Genomic DNA, 20,450 nt, shown 5'->3' on the forward strand with positions numbered 1-20,450 from the left:
TTAGTAATGGGAATACCAATGATCGTCGAAAAAGTCTTAAAGGATTATATTAACTTATTTAATGAACATTTACCTGACACCATTGAAGGATTATATATACATGGTTCCATTGCCCTGAATGCCTATGTTGATGATTCAAGTGACATCGACTTTATCACTTTGACGAATCGTCGGTTAACAGAGGAAGATTCAGAAGCGTTATCTTATATACATACAATAATAGCGAACAAGTATGAAAAGCCAGAAATGGACGGAGTATATGCTGTTCGAGAGGATAGTGGAAAACTCAACAATGCCGGTAAACATCCGTTCTACAACAATGGTGAACTATTGTTCGGTGATTACTTTAATTTTAACCCGATAACCTGGTGGATTTTAAAGAGTAAAGGAATAAAGGTTTTCGGGCCAGAGCTACAGGACTTTCGGATTGATATTCACCCTCAAGAGTTATCTTCTTATGTACTTGGAAATATGAATACGTACTGGGCAAATAGGACCCAAATGGCTGAGACTTCAATTGAACATCTAGTAAAGCTGCCGACCGACGAAATAGATTTTGAAATAGAATGGACAGTACTCGGATTGCTACGTCAGTTTTATACAATAAAGGAATACGATATTGTTTCCAAGTTGGACGCTGGAGAATATGGACTATCACATCTGCCAGTTGAATGGCACGACATTATAAAAGAAGCTATTAATATACGTAAAGATGTGAAAGAAGTGATTTTCAGCTCTGAGATGGAGAGATTGGATAATACTTTACAATTCTCGAAATTCCTTATTAATCATTGTAATAACATCGTAAAGAGCCAGATATCATAATGGTTCTGTTTTTATTAGAATTAGTCCTGTTGACGCTGGAAGTTTCTCTTTTTATGAGTCAATTAATACTGCAAGAGAGGTTGAATGATTAGAAAAAATAATCTGAATCTTTAATGTATTATAAAACGTATTACTTTAAAAGGGGGAATTATAATTGTCTCATAAGAAGCGAAAAACAAAATCCACAATTTATCTAAGTTTCATGATAATGATGTCAGTTTTTTTAATAGCTGCTTGCTCAAACGTTAATGCAGAAGACGCCAATAGAGAAGCTATTAAAAAAGTTCTTGAGCATGAGTTTACTGGTCCGGATGAGAAGTTTATGGATATAATGTGGAATCCTAAATATAAGACTGTTGTAAACAATAAAGAAGAAAATAAAGAACTTGATAAGTTATTAGAAGAGAAATACGGACCCTACTTTACAGATTCTGGACTTCATTCCTTCATCTCTGCATTTGGCGGGACTTCATACCAAACTTTTGCTTACAATGCTGATTATAAGATTAACTTAAAGGATGTCACAATTGAGCAAAATCAGGAAAATCCAAGTCTTTATACCTTTATTGCAAAGGTCGGATATAAGAAAAGTGGAGAGGAAGAACAAACTGCGAATGTAGAAGGTAAAGTTTCTTTCTCTGCAAAAGAAGAAGGGAAAATCGGGAAATTTGAATACGGAAACGACGACGGTTTGTCTGATCAATTGAGAGAATAAGAAATTTAACTATCTTCAGGTCATTTATATATAAATTTTCTAGGAAAGAATCGGGGGAGAATAAGTGGAGAAACAAAATACTGTTGCCAAAGTGCTCCGTGTCATAGGGTTTGTAATAATGATTGGCGGTTTTTTCATTGCATTGAGCCTGGGTTCCAGAGCACCAGAGGTCGGTCAAAATTGGGGAATCGCCTTGCCTGCCCTGTTTTCCAGTTTTGTCACAGGCATGCTTTTCATTGGGTTCTCTGAAGTCATTGCCTTGCTTCAAAAAATTCATCTTCAACTTTATCAGGATGGAAACAAGGACACAGTTTCATCAAACAACGAGTCTGATGAGGAACAGCCACAAGAGAAAAAAGAGTGGCACCCGACGCCACAAGATGTTGAAGAAATCCAGGAACTCTTCCATGACCAAAAGGTCACAAAGATTGAAGCATCTCCATATGAAGACTATTGCGTCGTGCAGATCGATGGGGAAGACCACATCGAAGTGGTTGAGCTGGGGGGGTTCAAGCCAAAGAAAGTATCTACTGCTTCCAAGCCTGATCTTGTGAACAATATACAAAAATGGTTTAACAATCTACCTCCATCCTAAATACCATTTATTCAACTTGAGGTGCGTTGATCCAGGAAGGATTAACCGCCTTTTTTGTTGAATTCTAAAGGTGGCTTGAAAACCTTACATAGCAGTTGTTATTAATAGAGGTGTTTTTGTGGATAGCAAATTTTTAAGAGGAACTTTCTTTTTAACGGCAGCAAGCCTAATTTCTAAAATACTGGGCTTCATTTATATAATCCCATTCACGGCTCTCGTAGGAACACAGGGGTACGTTTTGTATAAATATGCCTATGGTCCGTATACAATTCTGTTAAGTATTTCAACAATAGGTCTTCCACTTGCCGTTTCCAAATTTGTTTCAAAATATAATGAAATAGGTAACTATAGAGTCGGTTTGACGGTATTAAGATATGGAATGTATTTGATGGTCATAAGTGGCATTATCTCATTTACTGCTCTGTATTTATCCGCACCATTCTTAGCAGGAATATTAATCGACCCTAATGATCAAACAGGTAATTCTATAGAGGATGTTCAGTTTGTCATTCGTCTTGTCAGCTTTGCTTTATTAATTATTCCAGCAATTAGTATTTTTAGAGGGTACTTCCAAGGGAGTCAATCTATGGGGCCTTCAGCGTTAAGTACAGTGATAGAGCAGGTAGTCAGGATCGTCTTTATCTTGGCAGGTGCATATGTAACCATTCACATATTTAACAGTTCGCTTACAAACGCTGTAGGAATTGCCACATTTGCCGCCTTTATAGGTGGAGTAGCAGGATTTATTGTTTTATTATTCGTTTTCTTTAAACGAAGAGAATTAATAAAGAAACAAAGAGATATGAGTCCGAATAATGAAGACATAAAAGTTATATCAATTTTCAAGGAATTGATTGGCTATGCAATTCCTTTTGTTATTACAGGACTAGCAATACCTATTTATCAGAACATCGATACCTTTACGATTAATAAATTGTTTCAGTCTATAGGCTATAAGTTAGATGAAGCAGAGACAATTAATTCAGTTATTGGATTAGCTCAAATTCTCGTGATGGTTCCTGTGTCATTGGCTACAGCATTCGGTCTGTCTTTAATACCAGGTATAACTTCAGATTTTACGAGTGGAAGAATGCTACAAGTCCGAAGTAAGATTTCTAAAACGATGCAGATTCTTTTGTTCTTTACTCTTCCGGCTGCTATGGGTTTAGGTATTCTTGGAGAACCGATTTATATAATGGTTTTTGGCTTAGAAAACAGTCATGTAATAGGTGGACTTATCTTACAATGGTACTCTCTAGCCGCAGTATTCTTTGCTTTGTTTACGGTAACTGCTGCAATTATGCAAGGAATTAACGAGCATAAAAAATTAATCATTGGAATCATATTTGGGATCTGTTTAAAGATCGTTTTAAACTTCATACTCGTTCCATACTTAAAGGAAGCAGGGCCTATTTTAGCTACCTACTTTGGTTTTATCGTCTCAATTCTATATAACATTTTTATCATTAAAAAAACCCTTCAATTCAAGTTGTCACCCTTACTTCAGAGTTTAAAGGAAGTTTTCTTGTTAGTATTGGCAATGTCTATAGCTGTTTGGTGTGTTGCATTTTTAACAGAGCTATGGCTGCCAGAGGTTGTAAGCTTATATTATCGTGCCTTAGTTACTTCTATCATCTCCATTTCTGTTGGGTTATTAGTTTATTTAGGTGTAGGTTACAGACTGAATTTAATAAAGAAATTATTGAGCAATAAAGGATAACTCAAACAGCCAGTGAGTGCATGTAACCCTTTTGTTTATTTTACAAATAGGAAGAAGCTTTTAGCTAAAGAGAAGTAATGTTCAATAAAAGTGCTGGTTAAATATGGTATTGTTTGTTTTAGGTAGATTCTGATAAGAGGGGGGATTGACTTGAAAAAAAGGTTGAAAAAGTCTTCAACTGATAAGTCAATAAGTGGTGTTTGTGGAGGCATAGCTGAATATTTTGGTATATCTTCTTTAGCGGTAAGACTAATATTTATTTTATTACCTGGTGCTAATATACTAATATATTTAATACTTGTTAATACGATGGCGGATAGTCCTAGGTCATTATATTAAACTTAGGCTGCGCAGATTGGGGAAGAATTGAGACATTATTTATTGGATTCTATATTTAGCAAAAGATGCAGGACAATTCAAGAAGCGCTTTTATTAATACAATTTTAGATAACTTGAAAGGAAGGTCACTATGGAGGTAATTTTAGCCAGTGTGTTTTCAGCTATCATAATATTTATCACTGTCTTTTCAATGGTGAAGGTACTCATCATCGCCTTTAATAGGAAAGAAATTTCATTTAGAAAATTAATTATTTTTTCAACTTCTTCTATCGTTATAGGTTTATTAGTAGCCTACCTTTTACCCTTTGGTTATCAAAAAATACTTGATTATCTTTATTAACTTATAATTAATTGAATGATTAATAAACAACCAATGCCACTGGAAAAATGATTGTGTGGAATTAACAACGAGGTTATTTAATAGGGGGATGGGGCTCATTGATAAAAAACTATTTAATTTACATTTCTATCTTAATTCTCATTTTAATATTGGGTTCTGGTTGTTCCAATTCGAATGACAAGGCAGCGACTATATCAGTTAATTCTGATTCTGAATATGTGAACACCTTTGAAGATTTAAATTTAGGAATCCTATTTGATTTTGATTTTAAATTACCTAGTGCAGATACAAGTTGGGTTACTCTTTGGGTAGATAGGTATCAGAATGGAACAAAAGAGACTCAACCAATAACGCAATTATCCTACGGCAACAGTCCGAATAAAGTCGATGAAGGGTCATTGGGTTTTGGAATAATTAACCCAAACTCTGATGGCCCACTAGTATTTCTTTATGGACCTGGTGTAAGTACTCAACCGACTATCATTGAAGAAGCATCTAATACTAACCGTCTTAGTACTTGGGATTATACGATCGGTGAAGAAGAAGTAGAACTAGAATTAGGTGAATCAAAGATTCTAGCAGTCTATAGAGAAACGGAAAATAATTCACTTCGTACGGTTGATTTACAAGATGAGGAGACTGTAAAAGAAATAATTAAACAAGATGATACGGTGTTAGTGTTAAAGATAAAGGTTGAAGAAAAAAAGATGGATCAGAACTAAAGATCAGTATCTGATTGTGAAGAAACATAATTTAGTTAAATGTGTGCCTTTCTCCGTGCAGGATGAGGCCCCTTTTTGAGCAGCTAGAGCAAGGGGCCTTTCCTGGTGTTTGTTTTAGGTACTACACTATCAGTAAAATCATTAATACTTTAATCGAAGTGAGCTTTCAACTTCAAAAATTTGAAGAACGTTATTAACAAAGGAGGGATATATATTGGATACGACTCCAAAACATATAATTGCAGTTTCAGCAAATGTTACAAATGAAAATGGAGAAACACTATTAGTCAAGACACACTGGCGGTCTGATACTTGGGAAACTCCAGGAGGACAGGTAGAAGAAGGAGAACCACTTGATAAAGCAGTATGTAGAGAAATATTAGAGGAAACAGGGATAGAGATCTTACCTATTGGCATAACAGGAGTATATTATAATGCCACGAAACATATATTATCCGTAGTTTTTTTGGCGAAATATGTTAGTGGAGATATTAAAATTCAACCGGAAGAGATTAAAGAGGCAAAATTCATCCAACTAACCGAGGAAAATATAGATAACTACATAACCCGGCCACATATGAAGTCTCGTACAATTGATTGTTTAAAAGCAAAGAACTTTGTGCCATATGAAACTTGGGATGTAGATCCATATAATTTATTGGGTAGGTTGTTCTAATTCCTTTATCCGAGTTTAGTAGAATTTGGTTAATATATCCGAAAGTTAGGCGGTTGTGGGAATGAGAAAGAAAATAGGTCCTAATGTATTAGTCATTTTATTAACAGTGGTTATAGCTATCGCGGTTCGAGAAACATTCTTCACTCCTAAAAACTCACTTGAACTATATCAAGAAGTTACTTTTGCAAATGATTTTGAGGAAGTGCAAAAATTAATATTAGATGGGTACGACAGTAATATTGAAAGAGATGATTTGGATTATATTAAAGGTAGATCCGCTAATAGAGTAGGACAATTTACTCTCATTGAGTATAAGGAGAAGTCCTTTGTTATAATGACTTCACCAGGTACTGCGAGGTTAAAGATACTTGCAGTTGAAGAATTGCCTGAAGATATTAGAGAATACTTCTTGAAAATGGGACAATAGTTTTATTCCACAATCTAATTCGAACTTTAATGTTGAATTTTTCTTGGACATTGTGAATAAATGCACTTAAAGAAAAAACGGGTTGCTAAAGTACGATAAAATCTTATTTATGAAGTTAGAGTATATGAAGAGAAGGAAACACGATACAAAAAAATAGTCTTAAAAAAGAAGTTAGTCCTAATAATGGACCAATTTTTCATGTAGTAATATTGAAAAAACTTGCCCAGAGTTTTGTACTCTGGGCAAGTTTTACTAAGTATTAGAAAGGACAAAACAAGGTGTTTTCGAGTGCTTTATTCCGCTTTTATCCCTGATTGCATTTCATAATTCCTTAATATCATCCCATTTGCTTTTACCATCCCCAGTTTTTCGTAGTAGGGGACGAGGTCATCGTCACAACACAAGTCAATCATATAAATATCAGCAAGTTCTGTCATCATTCGCTTGACTAATTGCTTGCCGATTCCACTATTCTTGTACTCTGGCAGCACTTCTAGGAAGGGGATATAGGCGGATAGGACTCCATCACTGATTGCTGTAATGAAACCAACCACATGATCAGTATCTTCAGTAAGTGCTAGGACTACTTTGCTGCTGTTTTTTAATAGTTTTAAGTGCGTCTCTAGACTTGGTGGTGTAGGCCATCCATCAAAGAAGCCTTCTAACATTTCAGGCGTAATACCTTCAAGTGAATTTTTGTATAACATCATCTATCAACTCCTGTTTGTTTTTATCTTAGACAGTTGATATGAGTCAAAAGTAAAATAACAAATCGGTGACCCTCCAGACATTCTTCTCTGTTTTAATATTCAATTTTACTAGGGGAAATCCTGCAAAAAGGTGTGAATTATTTCTCGGGAAAGCGCAGGATTTGACTTTATTTTCAGACTTTGTCGGTTTTTTGGACATTGTGGCAGTTTGGGTTAATTGTGAAGGCTGGATAAGAAACATGTCGAAACTGTTTTTTGGTTTTGGCTGGACATTTAGCCCTAGTTCTGTTTAAGTTTTCAGTATAGATAGAAAATTTAAAAAGTATAGGGGTTGGGGAAATGATCCAATTTAAGAAGCCAAATATCGAGAATTTTTATCGCACCTTTAATATTCAAAGTTTTACGGTTAGTCCGGATGAGAAGCAATTGGTGTTCAGCACGAATTTAACAGGGAAGTACAATTTGTGGGCAATGGATCTACCTAATCAGTATCCATATCCGCTTACATTCATTGACCAGACATGCCAGGCATTGAGCTACTCACATGATGGAAGCTTTATGGTGGTTGGTTTCGATAATGATGGTGATGAAAATGGACAGTTATACGCAATCCCTCCTGAGGGTGGAGAGATGGTGCCGCTTCGCACGGCAGAAGGGCATCGCCACATATATCCGTTCTTATCAAAGGACGATCAACGACTTTACTACACTTCTACCAAGGGCAACGAAACTTATCTGAATATTTATCGTTATGATATCGAATCAGGTGATGAGAGCATTGTTGTTGAGGGAGAGGGAGCGGGCTGCTTTTTAGTAGCTGTTGACGAAGAAGAGAATAATTTTGTCTACCTAAAACAATATGCCAATACATACGTTCCTGGATTTCTTTTTCAGGATGGAAAATCATACTCGCTGACTCCTGAAAGTGATGAACAATTTACTGTCGGCGAGGGAGTGTTTGTAGGTGACGAGTATTACTTTGCCACTACATATGGTGAGGATTTTGGTTATCTTGCAAAATTCAATCTTAAAACTCACGAGTTTACCAAGGTTCTTTCTATTGAAAAAGAAGAGTTTGGCCCTCTCCGATTTGATAAGAGTACAAACAGCCTTTATTTTGTCACATCAAAAGGGGTAAATGATTATTTATATCAGTACGATTTGGCTGAAGGAACATATCAAAACAGTAATTTGCCAGCTTCAATCATCCAGGGTGGCACAGTCGCTAAAAGTGGTAATGTGTACATTCTTGCCGGATCAGCGACGAAGCCTAATAACATTTTCATGAAGGAAGCAGGCAGTGATGAGTGGAAACAGCTGACGAACCTGGCTGTTCCTGGTGTTAAAGAAGAGGAACTTGTAGATCCTGAAGTCCTGTCATACCCTTCCTATGACGGCATGATGATGGAAGCTTTATTTTTCAAAGCGAAGGAAGATGTCAGCAATGGGCATGTCATCCTTTGGCCGCATGGTGGCCCGCAGGCTGCAGAGCGTAAATTCTTCCGATCGATGTTCCAGTTCCTTGTGAACAGAGGCTATAGCATTTTCGCTCCAAATTTCCGCGGATCAACTGGTTATGGACTGGCGTTCACCAAGATGGTCGAGGGCAATTGGGGTGAAGGGCCACGACTTGATAACATTGCTGGCCTTGAATACCTTTACGAAAACGGAATGGCCGACAGGGATAAAACATTACTGATGGGTGGAAGCTATGGTGGCTATATGGCACTGCTGTTGCACGGCCGCCATCCGGAATACTTTAAGGCAGTCGTCGATATTTTCGGACCATCCGATCTATTTTCATTCATTAACTCTGTCCCTGAACATTGGAAACCAATCATGAATCAGTGGGTCGGCGATCCGGTCAAGGACTTCGATAAGCTGACAGAGTATTCACCAATCACATACCTGGATACGATGACAAAACCAATGCTGATCATCCAGGGAGCAAACGACCCGCGCGTCGTGAAGCAAGAATCAGACCAGATCGTCAAAGCCCTTCAAGAAAAAGGCTACGACGTGAAATACCTTGTACTTGAAGACGAGGGGCACGGATTCTCGAAAAAGGAAAACGAGATTCTGGTGAACCGTACGATACTTGAGTTTTTTGATCAGTTTGTGGAAGCGAAGGTATTTGCGGAGTAAATGATAGATCAACTCCCCAGATGCAGGAGTGATCTCCTGCATCTGGGGAGTTTTTGTTTTACATGAAGAAAATAAAACCGCTTGGATTACCAAGCGGTTTTTACATCATGACTTCGCTTATTTAAAAGTTGCTCCAAATCCTGATCCATCGTGAAAATGGAACTTTGTTTCACTGTTTTCATAAAAAGTTCTTTTACTTTTTCTGCTGAAACTCTTATATTATCAGCTGTTACTTCTCCTGAATACGTTGAAAGGTAGGATTCTATAAAGTCAGGGTTTAAGGTTTCATATGCTTTAAACTGATGCAGTTTTTTATCCTCATTCAATGCTTGTACGATTAAGGTATAGTCTCTCATATCCTCTAGTTTCTTAACTGCATAGATCAAGTTATTTCGCTTCAATTCTTTCTCCAATGCCAAGGCACAATAAACAAACTCAAATACCACGTCAATTCCTACATTATACTTAACCTGCTTGTTTTCAAATTTTTCGTTTTCAGTTTCCATCTTCTCTGTCACTAATCCGGTTTTATCGAGAACCACTTTCCACAAAGGCGATTTTACCGATAAAAATTCTCTTGGGACAATTGAAACATTGAATTCCAGTCCATTTTGCAGGATGGCGATCACCAGGAAAATGTCTTTGCGGAATTGTTTTTCTTTAATGTAGCTTGTGTCAAAGCTGCTAAGGGTTTCACGAACAAAATCTCTTGTATTTTCTGCATCTTCAATTTTAGTAGTGGCAACCATTAAGTCAATGTCAGAGTGTTCATCGTTATATCCAATTACCCCAGAACCCAATTGAACAATCCCTTCCACTATATTGGAAGCCCCAATTTCTCTTATAGCTTTTTCAAAATAAGCTCTTCTCTCCTCAGTACTATACATATTCCACCTCTGCTTGTTAATTTTTTTTATTTTAGCATAAAATTACAATTTGTTTTCGTTTTTTCATGGCAAAAGGAGGAAGTGAATTTTATGAGTAAGGTGCGGTGAGTTAGGGAAAATACACTTTGTTAACACAAAGGAGGAATTTTCAATGGCAAAAGTATTAGCTGTATTATCGAGCGGATATAAGGACGAGGAAAACAATTATGAAACTGGATGGTGGGGAGAGGAATTATTTGCCCCAATGCAGCTTCTTGAAGAGGCTGGCCACAAGGTATCCCTGGCATCGCCGCTTGGAGGCAAGCCGGTTATCGATAAAATGAGCATCAGTGAAGAATACGATCCGAAAGGTACTTATAAAGAGCTTTATGAGTCAGGAAAAGCGGATGGTACGATGAAGCTTTCAGATGTAAAAGCTGACGACTACGATGTCGTGCTGGTTGTAGGCGGACATGGTGCAATGTATGACTTGGCAAAGAACGACGATTTGCATGAGATCATGAACAAAATTTATGATGGAGGCGGCATTGTCGCTGCTGAATGCCATGGTCCAGCACCGCTTGTGTTTGCGAAGCGACCGAACGGTGAAAGCTTTATCGCCGGTAAAAAAGTGACAGGTTATCCAGATGAAATGGAGCCAGAAGGTCTGTTGGATATCCTGCCGTTCAGCTTGGAGCAGGAAATGAGAAAGATCAGTCAATATGATCAGGGAGATCTTGAAAAAACAGGACATGCTGTATGGGCGGATGAGCAGCTCGTGACAAGTCGTGACCCATTTTCTTCAGAGTTGATGGGAGAAGAACTGGTTAAGGCCCTGGAGAAGAAGGGGCAATAATTTACGTATTTTTAACACCTTAAGGAAAAAATAACTGAAGTCGGGAAAAAACGTTAAGGAGAGATGTTGATCTATGGGAAACGAAAATAAAGTGGCCATTATCACTGGTGGTGGCAGCGGATTAGGGCAATCGACTGCACTCAGATTAGCAGAAGAAAAAGTGAATATCGTTGTGGTTGATATTAGCGAGAAAGGTGGAAATGAAACCGTCGAGATGGTGAAAAAGCTGGGTGTGGAGGCTATTTTCATTAAAGCTGATGTATCAAAGCAAGAAGATGTAAAAAAATATGTCGATCAAACGGTTGAACAATTCGGCAAAATTGATTACTTTTTCAACAATGCGGGGATTTCAGGCAGCGGCTCGTATTTCCTAGATTCCTCCATTGAAGAAATTGAAAAGATAGTCGGCATTAACCTTTTGGGAGCACTTTATGGTGTTCGTTATGTAGCTGAGGTTATGCTGAAGAATGGTGGAGGTTCCATCGTGAACACTGCTTCAAGTGCAGGCGTGATCGGCCAGGATTCCGTTGTTACCTATTCTGCTACAAAGCACGGGATTGTGGGATTAACGAAGAGTTTGGTCGCGGAGTACGGAAAAGATGGTCTTCGGGTGAACGCCATAGCACCTGGACCAACCGAGACGCCAATGGTCAAAAGCTTTTACGAAGCAAATCCGGCAATGAAAGAAAACGCAATGGAAGGGATTCCCCAAAGACGTTTGGGTAAGCCAGAAGAAGTTGCTGAACTGGTTACATTCCTGCTAACGTCTAAAGCTCAGTATATTAACGGAGAAGTCATCCGGATCGATGGCGGGTTTACTAATACGAAATAATATTGGAACCGGGGTGAGGGAGAAGCTTACCCCGGTTATTTATTATTTTAAAAAATAAACTCCACATGATGTGGAGTTTATAACTACCATAGATAAGCACCTTCGCAAGTATTAGCAATTGGTTCATAATAGCAATGTTGTTTATATTGTCCTGCGAATGGCTGATTGTACCATGTAGGTGGACAAGGAGCATACGGATTGAAATACCAAAGAGCAAACTTGGAAGGCTGCTGTCTCCAGTAATCGAGTGTTTGTTTAGCCAACCTTTTTTCTACACTTCTTGCTCTGTTATAAAAAACATTCCCCTTTTGAACTGCCTCAAATGAATAGTTTCCTCCTTGAATTTGAAAAATCACGTCTCGTACAGACCTTAAATCTTTAAAATCCAGACAATTCGCTTTCAATCGATTTACAACTACATTACCAACCATAAGCATGCCCAGCGGACCTTCACCCTCAGCTTCAGCCCTCATCATCCTGGCAATTAATGCAACGTCACTGTCGACATATTTTACCCTTGGCATTTTTATCACCTCTATAAGAATTGTATTAAAAACAGCTTGTAATAATGTTAAGAGGTTCTATATAGCAGGAGATAAACATCCGTGAAAAAGTTTTTGGCGAGAGAGATAAATTCCTTATTATCCATTTAGAACCTAGCCCGCTGCTCCCAAAATAACTTAAGGGAAGCCCGCAATGTGTACACCATATATGAGAACATCACTAATTCAGGACTCAAACAAAGCCAACATGTGACCGTAAAAAAGGAGAATCACATATGAGAGTCAAATACTTATACAATCAGAGACGAAGTGGAATCAGTGAACCTCACCACCTAAATCAGAGATTCTAGATGGAGTTTGCGCCCCTAATTTTTTTTCGATCAATTCCTTCATCCTTAAATAACGCTGGGTTTGCTGATGTATTCAAGCTTTGTGTTGACGCCCACAGGTTCCCAAGGAATCTTGGCATCATCTGTTGGGAAGGTAAGACGCCGTATCTTGAGAAATAGACAAAGAGTTTCAAATAATTACGCGCATTACTTGGCAGATGAATTTCTTTTGCATAAAACTCATTTTCTGTCACTGTAGCAAAGGACCTTGTCTCAAAACCTGAAACAAAACGGGTTTTCTCACTCTTGTACTCATTCTCGATAAAATGAATTTTTTTGATAATCGTTGGGTCGTCACTGCCATCGTAATTTGCCAGCCGTGCCTGATTAAAAGCTGATACAGAATCCAGCTTAGGTACGAGTGAAAGCACATGCCCGTACGCTTTGTCATGGCCTTCGTAAAAGGGCTTAAGATCCAACTTGTCCATTAACTCAACCAGCATGAGCTTTTCATCTTTTAAATAAGGAGGCCGGAAGATCTGCCTTGAGAGCTTCAATTCATCAAGCGAATTGCACTCAAGTGACGTGAAAAAGTACCACTGTCCATTGTCATCAAGGCTAATATTGTAGGATTGTCCGTCCTTCCCCAATAAGTAATCCTTAAATCGATCCTCTTTATCAAAAGTGAAATCTCGCTCCGAATCTTTACCAGGCATAAACCCAAAAGGGGACTCGATTGGGACAGCAATCTCTGAATATAATTTATTTATCATTTAGCAACACACCCTTTAATAAATCCAAGATACATACAGATTACCCATTATTATTTAAATGAACACTAGAAAGTGGTGATATTGCGATGAAGCGATGGATAAAGCTAATGATATTATTTTCCTTGATGCTTGCTGGCTGTGAAGAGGAGAAGCAAACACGAATTGAGGAAAGTAACAATATTGAACCTCCTGATTACATCCAGGACCCTGGGGATGTGGTCGATATTCATGGAGACATTACCAATCTAGAGAAGTTCTATACTTTTGTGAAGCACGTTGAGCAAGGAAAGAAAGATAAAATAAGGGTTGTCAGTTATACAACAGAGGGTGCACCTATGCTGCACGACTTGGAATTTAACGGTACAACTATTCATTCAATCAATGATTCCACGAGAGACGGGTTCGGGTACGGAAGGATTGAAGAAGCTACCTGCAAAGGAATTACGGAAGTGAATACCGACGGCCGCACTGATTATATATTAGAGGATTGCAACAACCCAGAGGGAAAGGATCTTACAATACTGGTAGTAGACAAAAAACTGTAAATTACTGTCGATAAGAGGCAGCAGGAGTTTCATCATTACATATAGAAATTATCTATTTGAATAACATGTAGAGATAAGGAGTGGATTTTCGTGATAAGTAAACTAGGTCAAGTCATGTTGTATGTAAATGATCAGGATGTTGCAATTAAATTTTGGATTGAAAAATTGGACTTTGTAGTTAAAGCGGAGGAGGATAACGGGGCAGGATTTAGATGGATTGAAATTGCACCGAGTTTAGATTCTGAAACAAGTATCGTACTCCATAATAAAGAATTTGTGGCAAAAATGTCGCCTGGACTAAATCTTGGCACTCCTTCATTAATGTTTTACTCAGAGAATCTTGAGGAATTCCGCAGTGATTTATCAAATAAAAATGTGATTGTCGGTGAAATTGTAAACATGCCTTCAGGCAGGGTGTTTAACTTTGCTGATGATGAGGAAAATTACTTCGCTGTTATGGAAAAATAAAAGCTTGAGGCCGCTTTTAAATATAGAGCGGCTTTTTATTTTGGCATATTTTAACCTACAGGAAATCTAGAAAAAGTAAATATATATTGGAAAAAGAAGGGATATGTCAACTTTTATCGAATTTTTCAGCGTAAGGTATTGAGTGTATTAAAAATGAGTATGGATGAAGAGTTATTCCATACTCAGATGCCACACTATTAAAGAAAGTACTCCTTGTACATGAAAAATGTCGCAATTACTGATCCAATTAAATAAAGAATCGATGCGTAAAATGCATATGATGGTGAAAACTTTTCCGGAGATTGGTTCATTTTAATTCCTGTTTCACCTTGTACTTGCATATCAATACTGCGGCTTGTAACTCCGCCTGAAGAACTAAAGAAATAAATGGAGAATGTGCTGGCCAGAGCGACGAAAACTGAAACCTCAATAAAGCTAAAATCCATTATTAACGTTAATCCAAAGTTGATTAATCCGATGATTATCAAAGTAGCTATAAAACTTATAGTTTTACCGATTGTGATGACCCCCTTTTAAGTTGTTACGCACGGTAACAGTAAAAGTTTCATTTTTTTGTAAATTCAGGGGATTAGTCCCTAAAAAACTGTGTCAGGGGAGACAGAATGATTCATTTTATAGGAACGCCGAAAATAGAGACACAAAGATTAATTCTCAGGCAGTTGGTATTGAAGGATGCCCAAAATGTTTTTGACAACTGGCTATCTGACGAACGGGTAAGTGACAATCGAGTTAGTCCGGCGCATAAACAAGTTTCAGAGACAAAAGAGAGGTTGGCAAGAATTATAGCTGACTATGAATCTAAAGAACATTGTTATTGGGGGATTGAGCTTAAAGTTGATGGCGAACTTATCGGAGAAATAGACTTATATGATTTTGATAGAGCTACTGATAACTGTGAAGTAAGTTATTCGATTGGGTACAAATGGGGGAATCAAGGCTATGGAAGCGAAGCGCTTAAAGCGGTAGTCGAATTTGGCTTTAACTATATGAATATACATAAAATATCCGCTGCACATAATACTGATAATCCGGCTTCAGGAAGGATCATGGTTAAAGCGGGGATGGGGCAAGAAGGAATAGTCAGACACATGATTCGTAACGCCAAAAATCAATATAAAGACTGTGCTATTTATGGAATTTTCCAGGAAGATTATATTAGGCGCAATGATATTGCTGAAATCCGAGTCATAGAAACATAGAACTTAGATCAATCATTTACGAATGTGGACGAAGGGAGAGTTTTTACTGAAAAGGCTAGTGATCATAACTGTAGGCAAAACACACAGTGGTAAAACCACATTCGCACGTGCTTTGGAAAAAGAGTTGCAGAGCTCTATGGTTATTGACCAGGACAACCACGCAGAATTCATCAATACTTTTTATAAAGACTTGCGGCCATTGGACGGACCTAATACCCTCAAGCACGCTATATCAAAGTTGATTGTCAATTATGCAATAGAGCAAACAAATTACCACCTTATCATTTGCAACTCGAATCGTAGCCTAAAAGACCGGTCTTATCTTTTTAAAGAGCTGTTTCCTAAAGATGACTTTATACAGATCATGATTCATTTTGATATTCCGTACGATGTTCTTCAAGGCCGAGTTACTGAAAGTCAGCGCAGTACCAATATCTTCAGGGGGGCCTATTCCAATTTCGCAGAGGTGTTGGAAAAACAGCAGACTGACTCCTTAAAAGAAGATGTAATAGATCCAGTGGAGGGTGAAGCAGATTACTTATTTGTGATAAAGGACAACGCAGACGCTGAAACCGTTATTCTAGAAATTTTACAGATAGCCCGACAATAAATCGTTAGAGATATCCTAATTGGGGGAGCTCACATGAAAAAACTAGTCATTCTCTTTGTTGTCTTAGTGCTGGCAGCCTGTGGACCTGGATTAGATGAAAATGCTCAATTAGCAAAAGAATATTTAAAGGATCAAGGATACTCGATTAAATCTTATGAAGGGAAATATTCTTATAGCTTTGAGAGACAGCAATTAGTTGATATGCCAGACAGTTCAATTTGGGCGGTACAATCAATTGAACCAGATCCGTATATTGGAAAGGAAATCACTCAGGAGATTTTTATTGTGAAAAATCATCCATTAAGTAAAACTTATAGACATATGATAGGTTTTTCTAGAAAAGTAGAAGTGAGAGTATTTATTTTCAATGGTGAAATAATCGGAGGTACATCAATTCCAGTCGGTAATGGATTGGTCGGGGCACCTTATTCAATAGACGGTAAAACTGCTGAAGAAGTAATAAATGGGGACTATACAGAATGGAATAAACAATGGTCTGAGAAATATGGGGATTGAGTATATTGCGTGCTGCCCATTAAAGGCAGCATTTTTGCTATCAAGTACTCATTGATAAAGAGGAGGTCTGTTTTGGAAAAGAATTTTGTGTATTTACTTTTAACAATGATATTTTTTGTGGGTTATGTATTAATATTTGATTATTTTTTTCAATATATTGAAATGATGTTTGTGCCTTATGGGCTCCTGATACTCATTTTACAAATCGGCTTTTCCATTGTGATCCTCTTTCCTGCTTCGGTAATAACCACCAATAAGATATTTGAGATCTTAGGCCACTTTCAAAATTAAGCTAATGAAGGAAGTTTAGAAATAGAAGACTAATTGTAAATTGAACATAAGAAAAGCTACCACGATAATAATATTCGTAATAGCTTTTCACTATTTATATGGTTATTTCCCGTCATATCCAAAATTCATGTGTTGATAGCGGCCTTTGATAATTTGATAGATGCCGTATAATATCAAACCGACTGCCACAATAGCTAGTAAGAATTGTCCGAATGGCTGGTTTGCCAACTCTGTTAATGCACCGCCTAGGCCTTTTGATTCGTTGGGATTATGTGTGTATGCTGTGCGAATGAAGAAAAATCCAACCATACTGAGGACTATTCCTCGTGAAATCAGGCCGATCTTACCTGAAAGGCGTGCGATTTTACGCTCCTTATCATTCATTTCATAGGTTTTGAATTTGGACATGAATTTCTCTTTAATTCCACTATATAGTTCGTAAACTCCATATCCAATAATGATTGCTCCAACTAAGCCAACCAACCAGACGCCAAAGGGCTGCTCCATTAACTTGGCAGAAATCGTTTTCTCTGAATTGTCACCGCCAGCAGATCCAGTGTTACTAGCTAATTTAATTGCACCGAAAGCTAAATTACTATATATAAGCCCGCTGATGAAATAACCTGTCCTTTTAATCAATCCTTTTGCATCTGTTCCTTCATTTTCAGGATCCTTTATCGCTTTAATAAAATCCCATAAGATATATCCAATTAAGCCAATCCCGATAATCCATAGGGCAACTTCACCTAAAGGCATTTCCGAGATTGATTGAAGAGCACCAGATGTCCCAGTCGTCTCGCCTCTGGGTCCGAATGCAGCTAAGGCGGCGAGCACTCCGACCATTCCAAATACAATACCTTTGGCAATATAGCCAAAGCGGGCAAACCGACGCATCCACGGTTTAGCTTCTTTCAATTTATCTTTGACTTCTATAGTTGATGGTGAATTCATGTCATGAACACTCCCTCTATTTATCTCTCATTTATAAAATGTTCCCCCTTTTCCTAAAAAGGAAACTAGTTGGGTTTCTTACGTCCACTTAGCCAGCATAAAGTCTATTGTTTTATTTTCAGCAGTGCGGGAAAAATGAAAGAATAATTCTATTATTAGGAGGAATTCAAAATGCCATATAATTCATTAAACGACCTGCCGGATGCAGTAAAGGATAACCTGCCGAATCATGCACAGGAGATTTTTAAAGAAGCATTCAATTCAGCTTCTGAACAATACGATGAAGAAGAAACAGCCTTTAAGGTGGCATGGAGTGCTGTTAAAAATGAGTATGAAAAGAATGATGATGATGAATGGGTGAGAAAAGAAGAAGATTAGAAGTGGGTAAGGTACTTTCTGGTTTTAAAATTCATTTCAATATTGAGTCGGCCAAATAGCCGCTTTCCATAAAGGGAGGCGGTTATTTTTTAAATAAGGATGTTTTTATCTTTGGTAAAATTTATACTAGAGTTATAGATTTTAGGGGAGATATAGATATGTATAAAATCATGCTTATTGAAGATGATGCCCAGCTGTGCGAGCTGGTCAAAGAGAATTTGGAGAGGTATGGGTATGAGGTGGAACTGCCGATTCATTTTTCAAAAATAGAGGAAGAGTTTGCTAAAATCAATCCAGATTTGGTTTTGCTGGATATTAATCTGCCTTATTATGATGGTTATTATTTGTGCCGAAGTTTTCGCCAGAAGTCTAATGTGCCGATTCTGATGATTTCTGCGCGAAGCCAGGAGATGGAACAGATTATGGCGATCGAACTAGGGGCGGATGATTTTATCACGAAGCCGTTTACGTTCGACATGCTGCACACGAAAATCAAGGCGACATTGAGAAGGGTTTATGGGGAATATTCGGCCAAAGAAGAGAACCAAAACTGTGCAGGGTCGCTTTGTCTTGATGAGAAGACGCTGATCCTGGAATATGAGGGTTCGAGAGCCGAGCTTTCGAAAAATGAGTATAAATTGATGAAGAAATTAATGGAGAACGAGGGCACATTTGTTTCGAGGGAAGAGCTGATTGAAGAAGTGTGGGATTCGGTCACTTTCGTGGATGATAATACCCTGACCGTGAATATGACGAGAATCAAGCAAACTCTTGCCAAGCTGGGATTGAGCCAAGTCATCAAAAGCAAGCGTGGAGTAGGCTATATGCTAGAGATTCCTGCGGGGATTCAACATGATTAAAAGTCTTTTACTCCGTTTTTTTAAAGACCGCTTACTCCTTATTATGTTTTATTTTCTCAATATCGCTTGTGTACTGCTGTTTTTTCATCTTAGTGAACCAGCGAACAAGGAATATTTTTACCCGTTGGCGATCGGGTTATTTTTCTTAAGTGTATATCTGATTATTGATTGGTTTCGCTTTTATCCAACGAACCGCGCTATTGAAATGCTCAGGAAGGGTCAGAATGTTGAGTTGGCAGCCAGTACCGAGGAGCAGAAGGCATTTCAGCAACTTTTACATAAAGCAGTGAGGGAATACACGAAGGAAAGCAATGAGTTAGAGGAACAAAACAAAGAGAGAATTAGTTTGCTGTCCCATTGGATGCACCATTTGAAGACGCCTGTTTCTGTGATTGAGCTGATTTTGAATAATGAGGTAAAAACAGATACTTTGGAAAAAATCCAGCAGGAAAATAAGCGACTCGACACATCCATCGAGCAAGGGCTGACGATGATCAGAATGGATCAGTTTGAGAATGACTTTGAGGTGCAGACTGTTGACCTGGTTGCTTCGTTACGGAAACTGATCAATGCGAGGAAAAAGGAATGGATCTATCAATCGCTTTTTCCTGCTATTGAATCTAGCGAAGAAACTGCTTTAATTATTACCGATCCAAAGTGGAATGAGATTCTGATCGATCAAATCATCTCCAATGCCATTAAGTACTCAAGCTTGAAGGAAGGAAGCAAAAAACTAATTTTTATGGTAGAGAGGGTTGGAAATCACATCCACCTATCAATCATTGACGAGGGTGTGGGTATTCCAGCATATGATCTCGAGCGGTTATTTCAGCCTTTTTTTACCGGAGAAAATGGAAGGAAGCTCCGCAATTCTACAGGTATAGGGCTTTACCTCAGCAAGAAAATCGCCGACAAGCTTAAGGCCAAAATTACCATCCAATCTGTGCACGGAGAAGGAACAACAGTTACGCTTCGTTGGTTGGCAGGACCAAACTCCGGGGAGTAATTCAAGATACCTTACAAATCTGTAAGGTATTTTTTAGCGTTATCGATGGTTGCTTTTTGATAGGCGGCTTAATATGGAGTTAGGAGCGAACAAGATACCTAATAGGGGCCAGCGATTACGTGGACTTTTCTACGGATTAAATACTTCTCTGGACCAAAGTACGGAGGAGTGCTACGGAAATGTCCGAACCCGGGGCTACTTCGGACAAAACCAGAGGGAAGAGCCGCGGGAA

General features: G+C 38.1%; 26 protein-coding genes. 20 read left to right on the forward strand and 6 right to left on the reverse strand.

The annotated features are described in order from the left end of the window. The first annotated feature begins 6 nt into the window (after positions 1 to 6). The 9 genes from TY49_RS01890 (at position 7) to TY49_RS01930 (ending at position 6,359) form a co-directional block, all read left to right on the forward strand. Positions 7 to 825 carry an aminoglycoside adenylyltransferase domain-containing protein gene (locus TY49_RS01890; protein WP_041964189.1) on the forward strand — a complete coding sequence of 273 codons (819 nt, stop codon included), beginning with the start codon at positions 7 to 9 and terminating at the stop codon, positions 823 to 825. A 154-nt stretch (positions 826 to 979) separates the two neighbouring features. Beyond that, complete coding sequence (locus tag TY49_RS01895) at positions 980 to 1,540, forward strand: hypothetical protein (RefSeq protein ID WP_041964190.1); 561 nt, start codon at positions 980 to 982, stop codon at positions 1,538 to 1,540. Positions 1,541 to 1,604: 64 nt separating this feature from the next. After that, the gene (locus TY49_RS01900) at positions 1,605 to 2,135 is read left to right on the forward strand and encodes a hypothetical protein (protein WP_041964191.1); all 531 of its coding nucleotides are present in this window, start codon (positions 1,605 to 1,607) and stop codon (positions 2,133 to 2,135) included. 118 nt (positions 2,136 to 2,253) lie between these two features. Next, on the forward strand, positions 2,254 to 3,855 hold the full coding sequence (locus TY49_RS01905) for a putative polysaccharide biosynthesis protein (protein ID WP_041964192.1): 1,602 nt from the start codon (positions 2,254 to 2,256) through the stop codon (positions 3,853 to 3,855). 150 nt (positions 3,856 to 4,005) lie between these two features. Then, positions 4,006 to 4,194 (forward strand): PspC domain-containing protein, encoded by a 189-nt coding sequence (locus TY49_RS01910; RefSeq protein ID WP_041964193.1) that lies wholly within the window; start codon positions 4,006 to 4,008, stop codon positions 4,192 to 4,194. 130 nt (positions 4,195 to 4,324) lie between these two features. Continuing rightward, complete coding sequence (locus TY49_RS01915) at positions 4,325 to 4,534, forward strand: hypothetical protein (protein ID WP_041964194.1); 210 nt, start codon at positions 4,325 to 4,327, stop codon at positions 4,532 to 4,534. Between the two features lie 98 nt (positions 4,535 to 4,632). Continuing rightward, positions 4,633 to 5,256: a YgaN family protein gene (locus TY49_RS01920; RefSeq protein WP_052442050.1), complete on the forward strand. Its 624-nt coding sequence runs from the start codon at positions 4,633 to 4,635 to the stop codon at positions 5,254 to 5,256. A 214-nt stretch (positions 5,257 to 5,470) separates the two neighbouring features. Next, on the forward strand, positions 5,471 to 5,932 hold the full coding sequence (locus TY49_RS01925; protein ID WP_439646147.1) for an NUDIX hydrolase: 462 nt from the start codon (positions 5,471 to 5,473) through the stop codon (positions 5,930 to 5,932). A gap of 61 nt (positions 5,933 to 5,993) precedes the next feature. Next, positions 5,994 to 6,359: a hypothetical protein gene (locus TY49_RS01930; RefSeq protein ID WP_041964196.1), complete on the forward strand. Its 366-nt coding sequence runs from the start codon at positions 5,994 to 5,996 to the stop codon at positions 6,357 to 6,359. A 293-nt stretch (positions 6,360 to 6,652) separates the two neighbouring features. Here TY49_RS01930 and TY49_RS01935 read toward each other — a convergent pair whose 3' ends face one another. After that, the gene (locus TY49_RS01935; protein WP_041964233.1) at positions 6,653 to 7,066 is read right to left on the reverse strand and encodes a GNAT family N-acetyltransferase; all 414 of its coding nucleotides are present in this window, start codon (positions 7,064 to 7,066) and stop codon (positions 6,653 to 6,655) included. A gap of 342 nt (positions 7,067 to 7,408) precedes the next feature. On the opposite strand from TY49_RS01935, the gene TY49_RS01940 reads away from it, so the two are divergent. After that, positions 7,409 to 9,214, forward strand: coding sequence for a S9 family peptidase (locus TY49_RS01940; protein WP_041964197.1), 1,806 nt, complete (start codon positions 7,409 to 7,411; stop codon positions 9,212 to 9,214). Positions 9,215 to 9,300: 86 nt separating this feature from the next. Here the strand turns inward: TY49_RS01940 and TY49_RS01945 are convergent, their stop codons facing one another. After that, the gene (locus TY49_RS01945; RefSeq protein WP_041964198.1) at positions 9,301 to 10,101 is read right to left on the reverse strand and encodes an aminoglycoside 6-adenylyltransferase; all 801 of its coding nucleotides are present in this window, start codon (positions 10,099 to 10,101) and stop codon (positions 9,301 to 9,303) included. A 151-nt stretch (positions 10,102 to 10,252) separates the two neighbouring features. Between TY49_RS01945 and TY49_RS01950 the strand changes: the two genes are divergently transcribed. Beyond that, positions 10,253 to 10,936 (forward strand): type 1 glutamine amidotransferase domain-containing protein, encoded by a 684-nt coding sequence (locus TY49_RS01950; RefSeq protein ID WP_041964199.1) that lies wholly within the window; start codon positions 10,253 to 10,255, stop codon positions 10,934 to 10,936. Between the two features lie 73 nt (positions 10,937 to 11,009). Beyond that, positions 11,010 to 11,768, forward strand: a complete 759-nt coding sequence (locus TY49_RS01955; RefSeq protein WP_041964200.1) for an SDR family NAD(P)-dependent oxidoreductase — start codon at positions 11,010 to 11,012, stop codon at positions 11,766 to 11,768. Positions 11,769 to 11,851: 83 nt separating this feature from the next. On the opposite strand, the gene TY49_RS01960 is transcribed toward TY49_RS01955, so the two are convergent. Then, entirely contained in the window at positions 11,852 to 12,292 is a 441-nt protein-coding gene (locus tag TY49_RS01960) for a cell wall hydrolase (protein ID WP_041964201.1), read from the reverse strand. 325 nt (positions 12,293 to 12,617) lie between these two features. Next, on the reverse strand, positions 12,618 to 13,373 hold the full coding sequence (locus TY49_RS24865) for a hypothetical protein (protein WP_198135570.1): 756 nt from the start codon (positions 13,371 to 13,373) through the stop codon (positions 12,618 to 12,620). Between the two features lie 86 nt (positions 13,374 to 13,459). Between TY49_RS24865 and TY49_RS01970 the strand changes: the two genes are divergently transcribed. Continuing rightward, positions 13,460 to 13,918, forward strand: coding sequence for a DUF4362 domain-containing protein (locus tag TY49_RS01970; RefSeq protein WP_052442051.1), 459 nt, complete (start codon positions 13,460 to 13,462; stop codon positions 13,916 to 13,918). A 90-nt stretch (positions 13,919 to 14,008) separates the two neighbouring features. Continuing rightward, on the forward strand, positions 14,009 to 14,386 hold the full coding sequence (locus TY49_RS01975; RefSeq protein ID WP_041964202.1) for a VOC family protein: 378 nt from the start codon (positions 14,009 to 14,011) through the stop codon (positions 14,384 to 14,386). Between the two features lie 197 nt (positions 14,387 to 14,583). Here the strand turns inward: TY49_RS01975 and TY49_RS01980 are convergent, their stop codons facing one another. Further along, positions 14,584 to 14,832, reverse strand: coding sequence for a hypothetical protein (locus TY49_RS01980; protein ID WP_041964203.1), 249 nt, complete (start codon positions 14,830 to 14,832; stop codon positions 14,584 to 14,586). A gap of 177 nt (positions 14,833 to 15,009) precedes the next feature. Here TY49_RS01980 and TY49_RS01985 point away from each other — a divergent pair, with 177 nt between their 5' ends. From TY49_RS01985 to TY49_RS01995, 3 genes are read left to right on the forward strand one after another with little or no spacing between them, the layout of a single operon-like run. Then, complete coding sequence (locus TY49_RS01985; RefSeq protein ID WP_041964204.1) at positions 15,010 to 15,606, forward strand: GNAT family N-acetyltransferase; 597 nt, start codon at positions 15,010 to 15,012, stop codon at positions 15,604 to 15,606. A gap of 46 nt (positions 15,607 to 15,652) precedes the next feature. Next, the gene (locus TY49_RS01990; RefSeq protein ID WP_041964236.1) at positions 15,653 to 16,216 is read left to right on the forward strand and encodes an ATP-binding protein; all 564 of its coding nucleotides are present in this window, start codon (positions 15,653 to 15,655) and stop codon (positions 16,214 to 16,216) included. 33 nt (positions 16,217 to 16,249) lie between these two features. After that, positions 16,250 to 16,732 (forward strand): hypothetical protein, encoded by a 483-nt coding sequence (locus tag TY49_RS01995; protein ID WP_041964205.1) that lies wholly within the window; start codon positions 16,250 to 16,252, stop codon positions 16,730 to 16,732. A gap of 393 nt (positions 16,733 to 17,125) precedes the next feature. Here the strand turns inward: TY49_RS01995 and TY49_RS02005 are convergent, their stop codons facing one another. After that, positions 17,126 to 17,974 carry a DUF1206 domain-containing protein gene (locus TY49_RS02005; protein WP_041964207.1) on the reverse strand — a complete coding sequence of 283 codons (849 nt, stop codon included), beginning with the start codon at positions 17,972 to 17,974 and terminating at the stop codon, positions 17,126 to 17,128. Positions 17,975 to 18,145: 171 nt separating this feature from the next. Between TY49_RS02005 and TY49_RS02010 the strand changes: the two genes are divergently transcribed. The 3 genes from TY49_RS02010 to TY49_RS02020 all read left to right on the forward strand — a co-directional run bounded on the left by TY49_RS02010 (position 18,146) and on the right by TY49_RS02020 (position 20,218). Continuing rightward, entirely contained in the window at positions 18,146 to 18,352 is a 207-nt protein-coding gene (locus TY49_RS02010; RefSeq protein WP_041964208.1) for a ChaB family protein, read from the forward strand. 158 nt (positions 18,353 to 18,510) lie between these two features. Then, entirely contained in the window at positions 18,511 to 19,212 is a 702-nt protein-coding gene (locus TY49_RS02015) for a response regulator transcription factor (protein WP_041964209.1), read from the forward strand. Further along, positions 19,205 to 20,218: a sensor histidine kinase gene (locus TY49_RS02020; protein ID WP_041964210.1), complete on the forward strand. Its 1,014-nt coding sequence runs from the start codon at positions 19,205 to 19,207 to the stop codon at positions 20,216 to 20,218. The genes TY49_RS02015 and TY49_RS02020 overlap by 8 nt, the downstream gene beginning before the upstream one ends. The last annotated feature ends 232 nt before the right edge of the window (positions 20,219 to 20,450 follow it).

This window comes from Mesobacillus selenatarsenatis SF-1, assembly GCF_000813125.1.
In the GTDB taxonomy this organism is placed as follows: Bacteria; Bacillota; Bacilli; order Bacillales; family Cytobacillaceae; genus Mesobacillus; species Mesobacillus selenatarsenatis.

Excerpts from the sequence above, each read along its gene's own strand:
- TY49_RS01950 (WP_041964199.1), top strand. The coding sequence starts at position 10,253 with ATGGCAAAAGTATTAGCTGTATTATCGAGCGGATATAAGGACGAGGAA.
- TY49_RS02010 (WP_041964208.1), top strand. The coding sequence starts at position 18,146 with ATGCCATATAATTCATTAAACGACCTGCCGGATGCAGTAAAGGATAAC.
- TY49_RS01970 (WP_052442051.1), top strand. The coding sequence starts at position 13,460 with ATGAAGCGATGGATAAAGCTAATGATATTATTTTCCTTGATGCTTGCT.
- TY49_RS01940 (WP_041964197.1), top strand. The coding sequence starts at position 7,409 with ATGATCCAATTTAAGAAGCCAAATATCGAGAATTTTTATCGCACCTTT.
- TY49_RS01985 (WP_041964204.1), top strand. The coding sequence starts at position 15,010 with ATGATTCATTTTATAGGAACGCCGAAAATAGAGACACAAAGATTAATT.
- TY49_RS01915 (WP_041964194.1), top strand. The coding sequence starts at position 4,325 with ATGGAGGTAATTTTAGCCAGTGTGTTTTCAGCTATCATAATATTTATC.
- TY49_RS01980 (WP_041964203.1), bottom strand. The coding sequence starts at position 14,832 with ATGGATTTTAGCTTTATTGAGGTTTCAGTTTTCGTCGCTCTGGCCAGC.
- TY49_RS02015 (WP_041964209.1), top strand. The coding sequence starts at position 18,511 with ATGTATAAAATCATGCTTATTGAAGATGATGCCCAGCTGTGCGAGCTG.
- TY49_RS02005 (WP_041964207.1), bottom strand. The coding sequence starts at position 17,974 with ATGAATTCACCATCAACTATAGAAGTCAAAGATAAATTGAAAGAAGCT.
- TY49_RS01995 (WP_041964205.1), top strand. The coding sequence starts at position 16,250 with ATGAAAAAACTAGTCATTCTCTTTGTTGTCTTAGTGCTGGCAGCCTGT.
- TY49_RS24865 (WP_198135570.1), bottom strand. The coding sequence starts at position 13,373 with ATGATAAATAAATTATATTCAGAGATTGCTGTCCCAATCGAGTCCCCT.
- TY49_RS01960 (WP_041964201.1), bottom strand. The coding sequence starts at position 12,292 with ATGCCAAGGGTAAAATATGTCGACAGTGACGTTGCATTAATTGCCAGG.
- TY49_RS01955 (WP_041964200.1), top strand. The coding sequence starts at position 11,010 with ATGGGAAACGAAAATAAAGTGGCCATTATCACTGGTGGTGGCAGCGGA.
- TY49_RS01945 (WP_041964198.1), bottom strand. The coding sequence starts at position 10,101 with ATGTATAGTACTGAGGAGAGAAGAGCTTATTTTGAAAAAGCTATAAGA.
- TY49_RS02020 (WP_041964210.1), top strand. The coding sequence starts at position 19,205 with ATGATTAAAAGTCTTTTACTCCGTTTTTTTAAAGACCGCTTACTCCTT.
- TY49_RS01890 (WP_041964189.1), top strand. The coding sequence starts at position 7 with ATGGGAATACCAATGATCGTCGAAAAAGTCTTAAAGGATTATATTAAC.
- TY49_RS01930 (WP_041964196.1), top strand. The coding sequence starts at position 5,994 with ATGAGAAAGAAAATAGGTCCTAATGTATTAGTCATTTTATTAACAGTG.
- TY49_RS01935 (WP_041964233.1), bottom strand. The coding sequence starts at position 7,066 with ATGTTATACAAAAATTCACTTGAAGGTATTACGCCTGAAATGTTAGAA.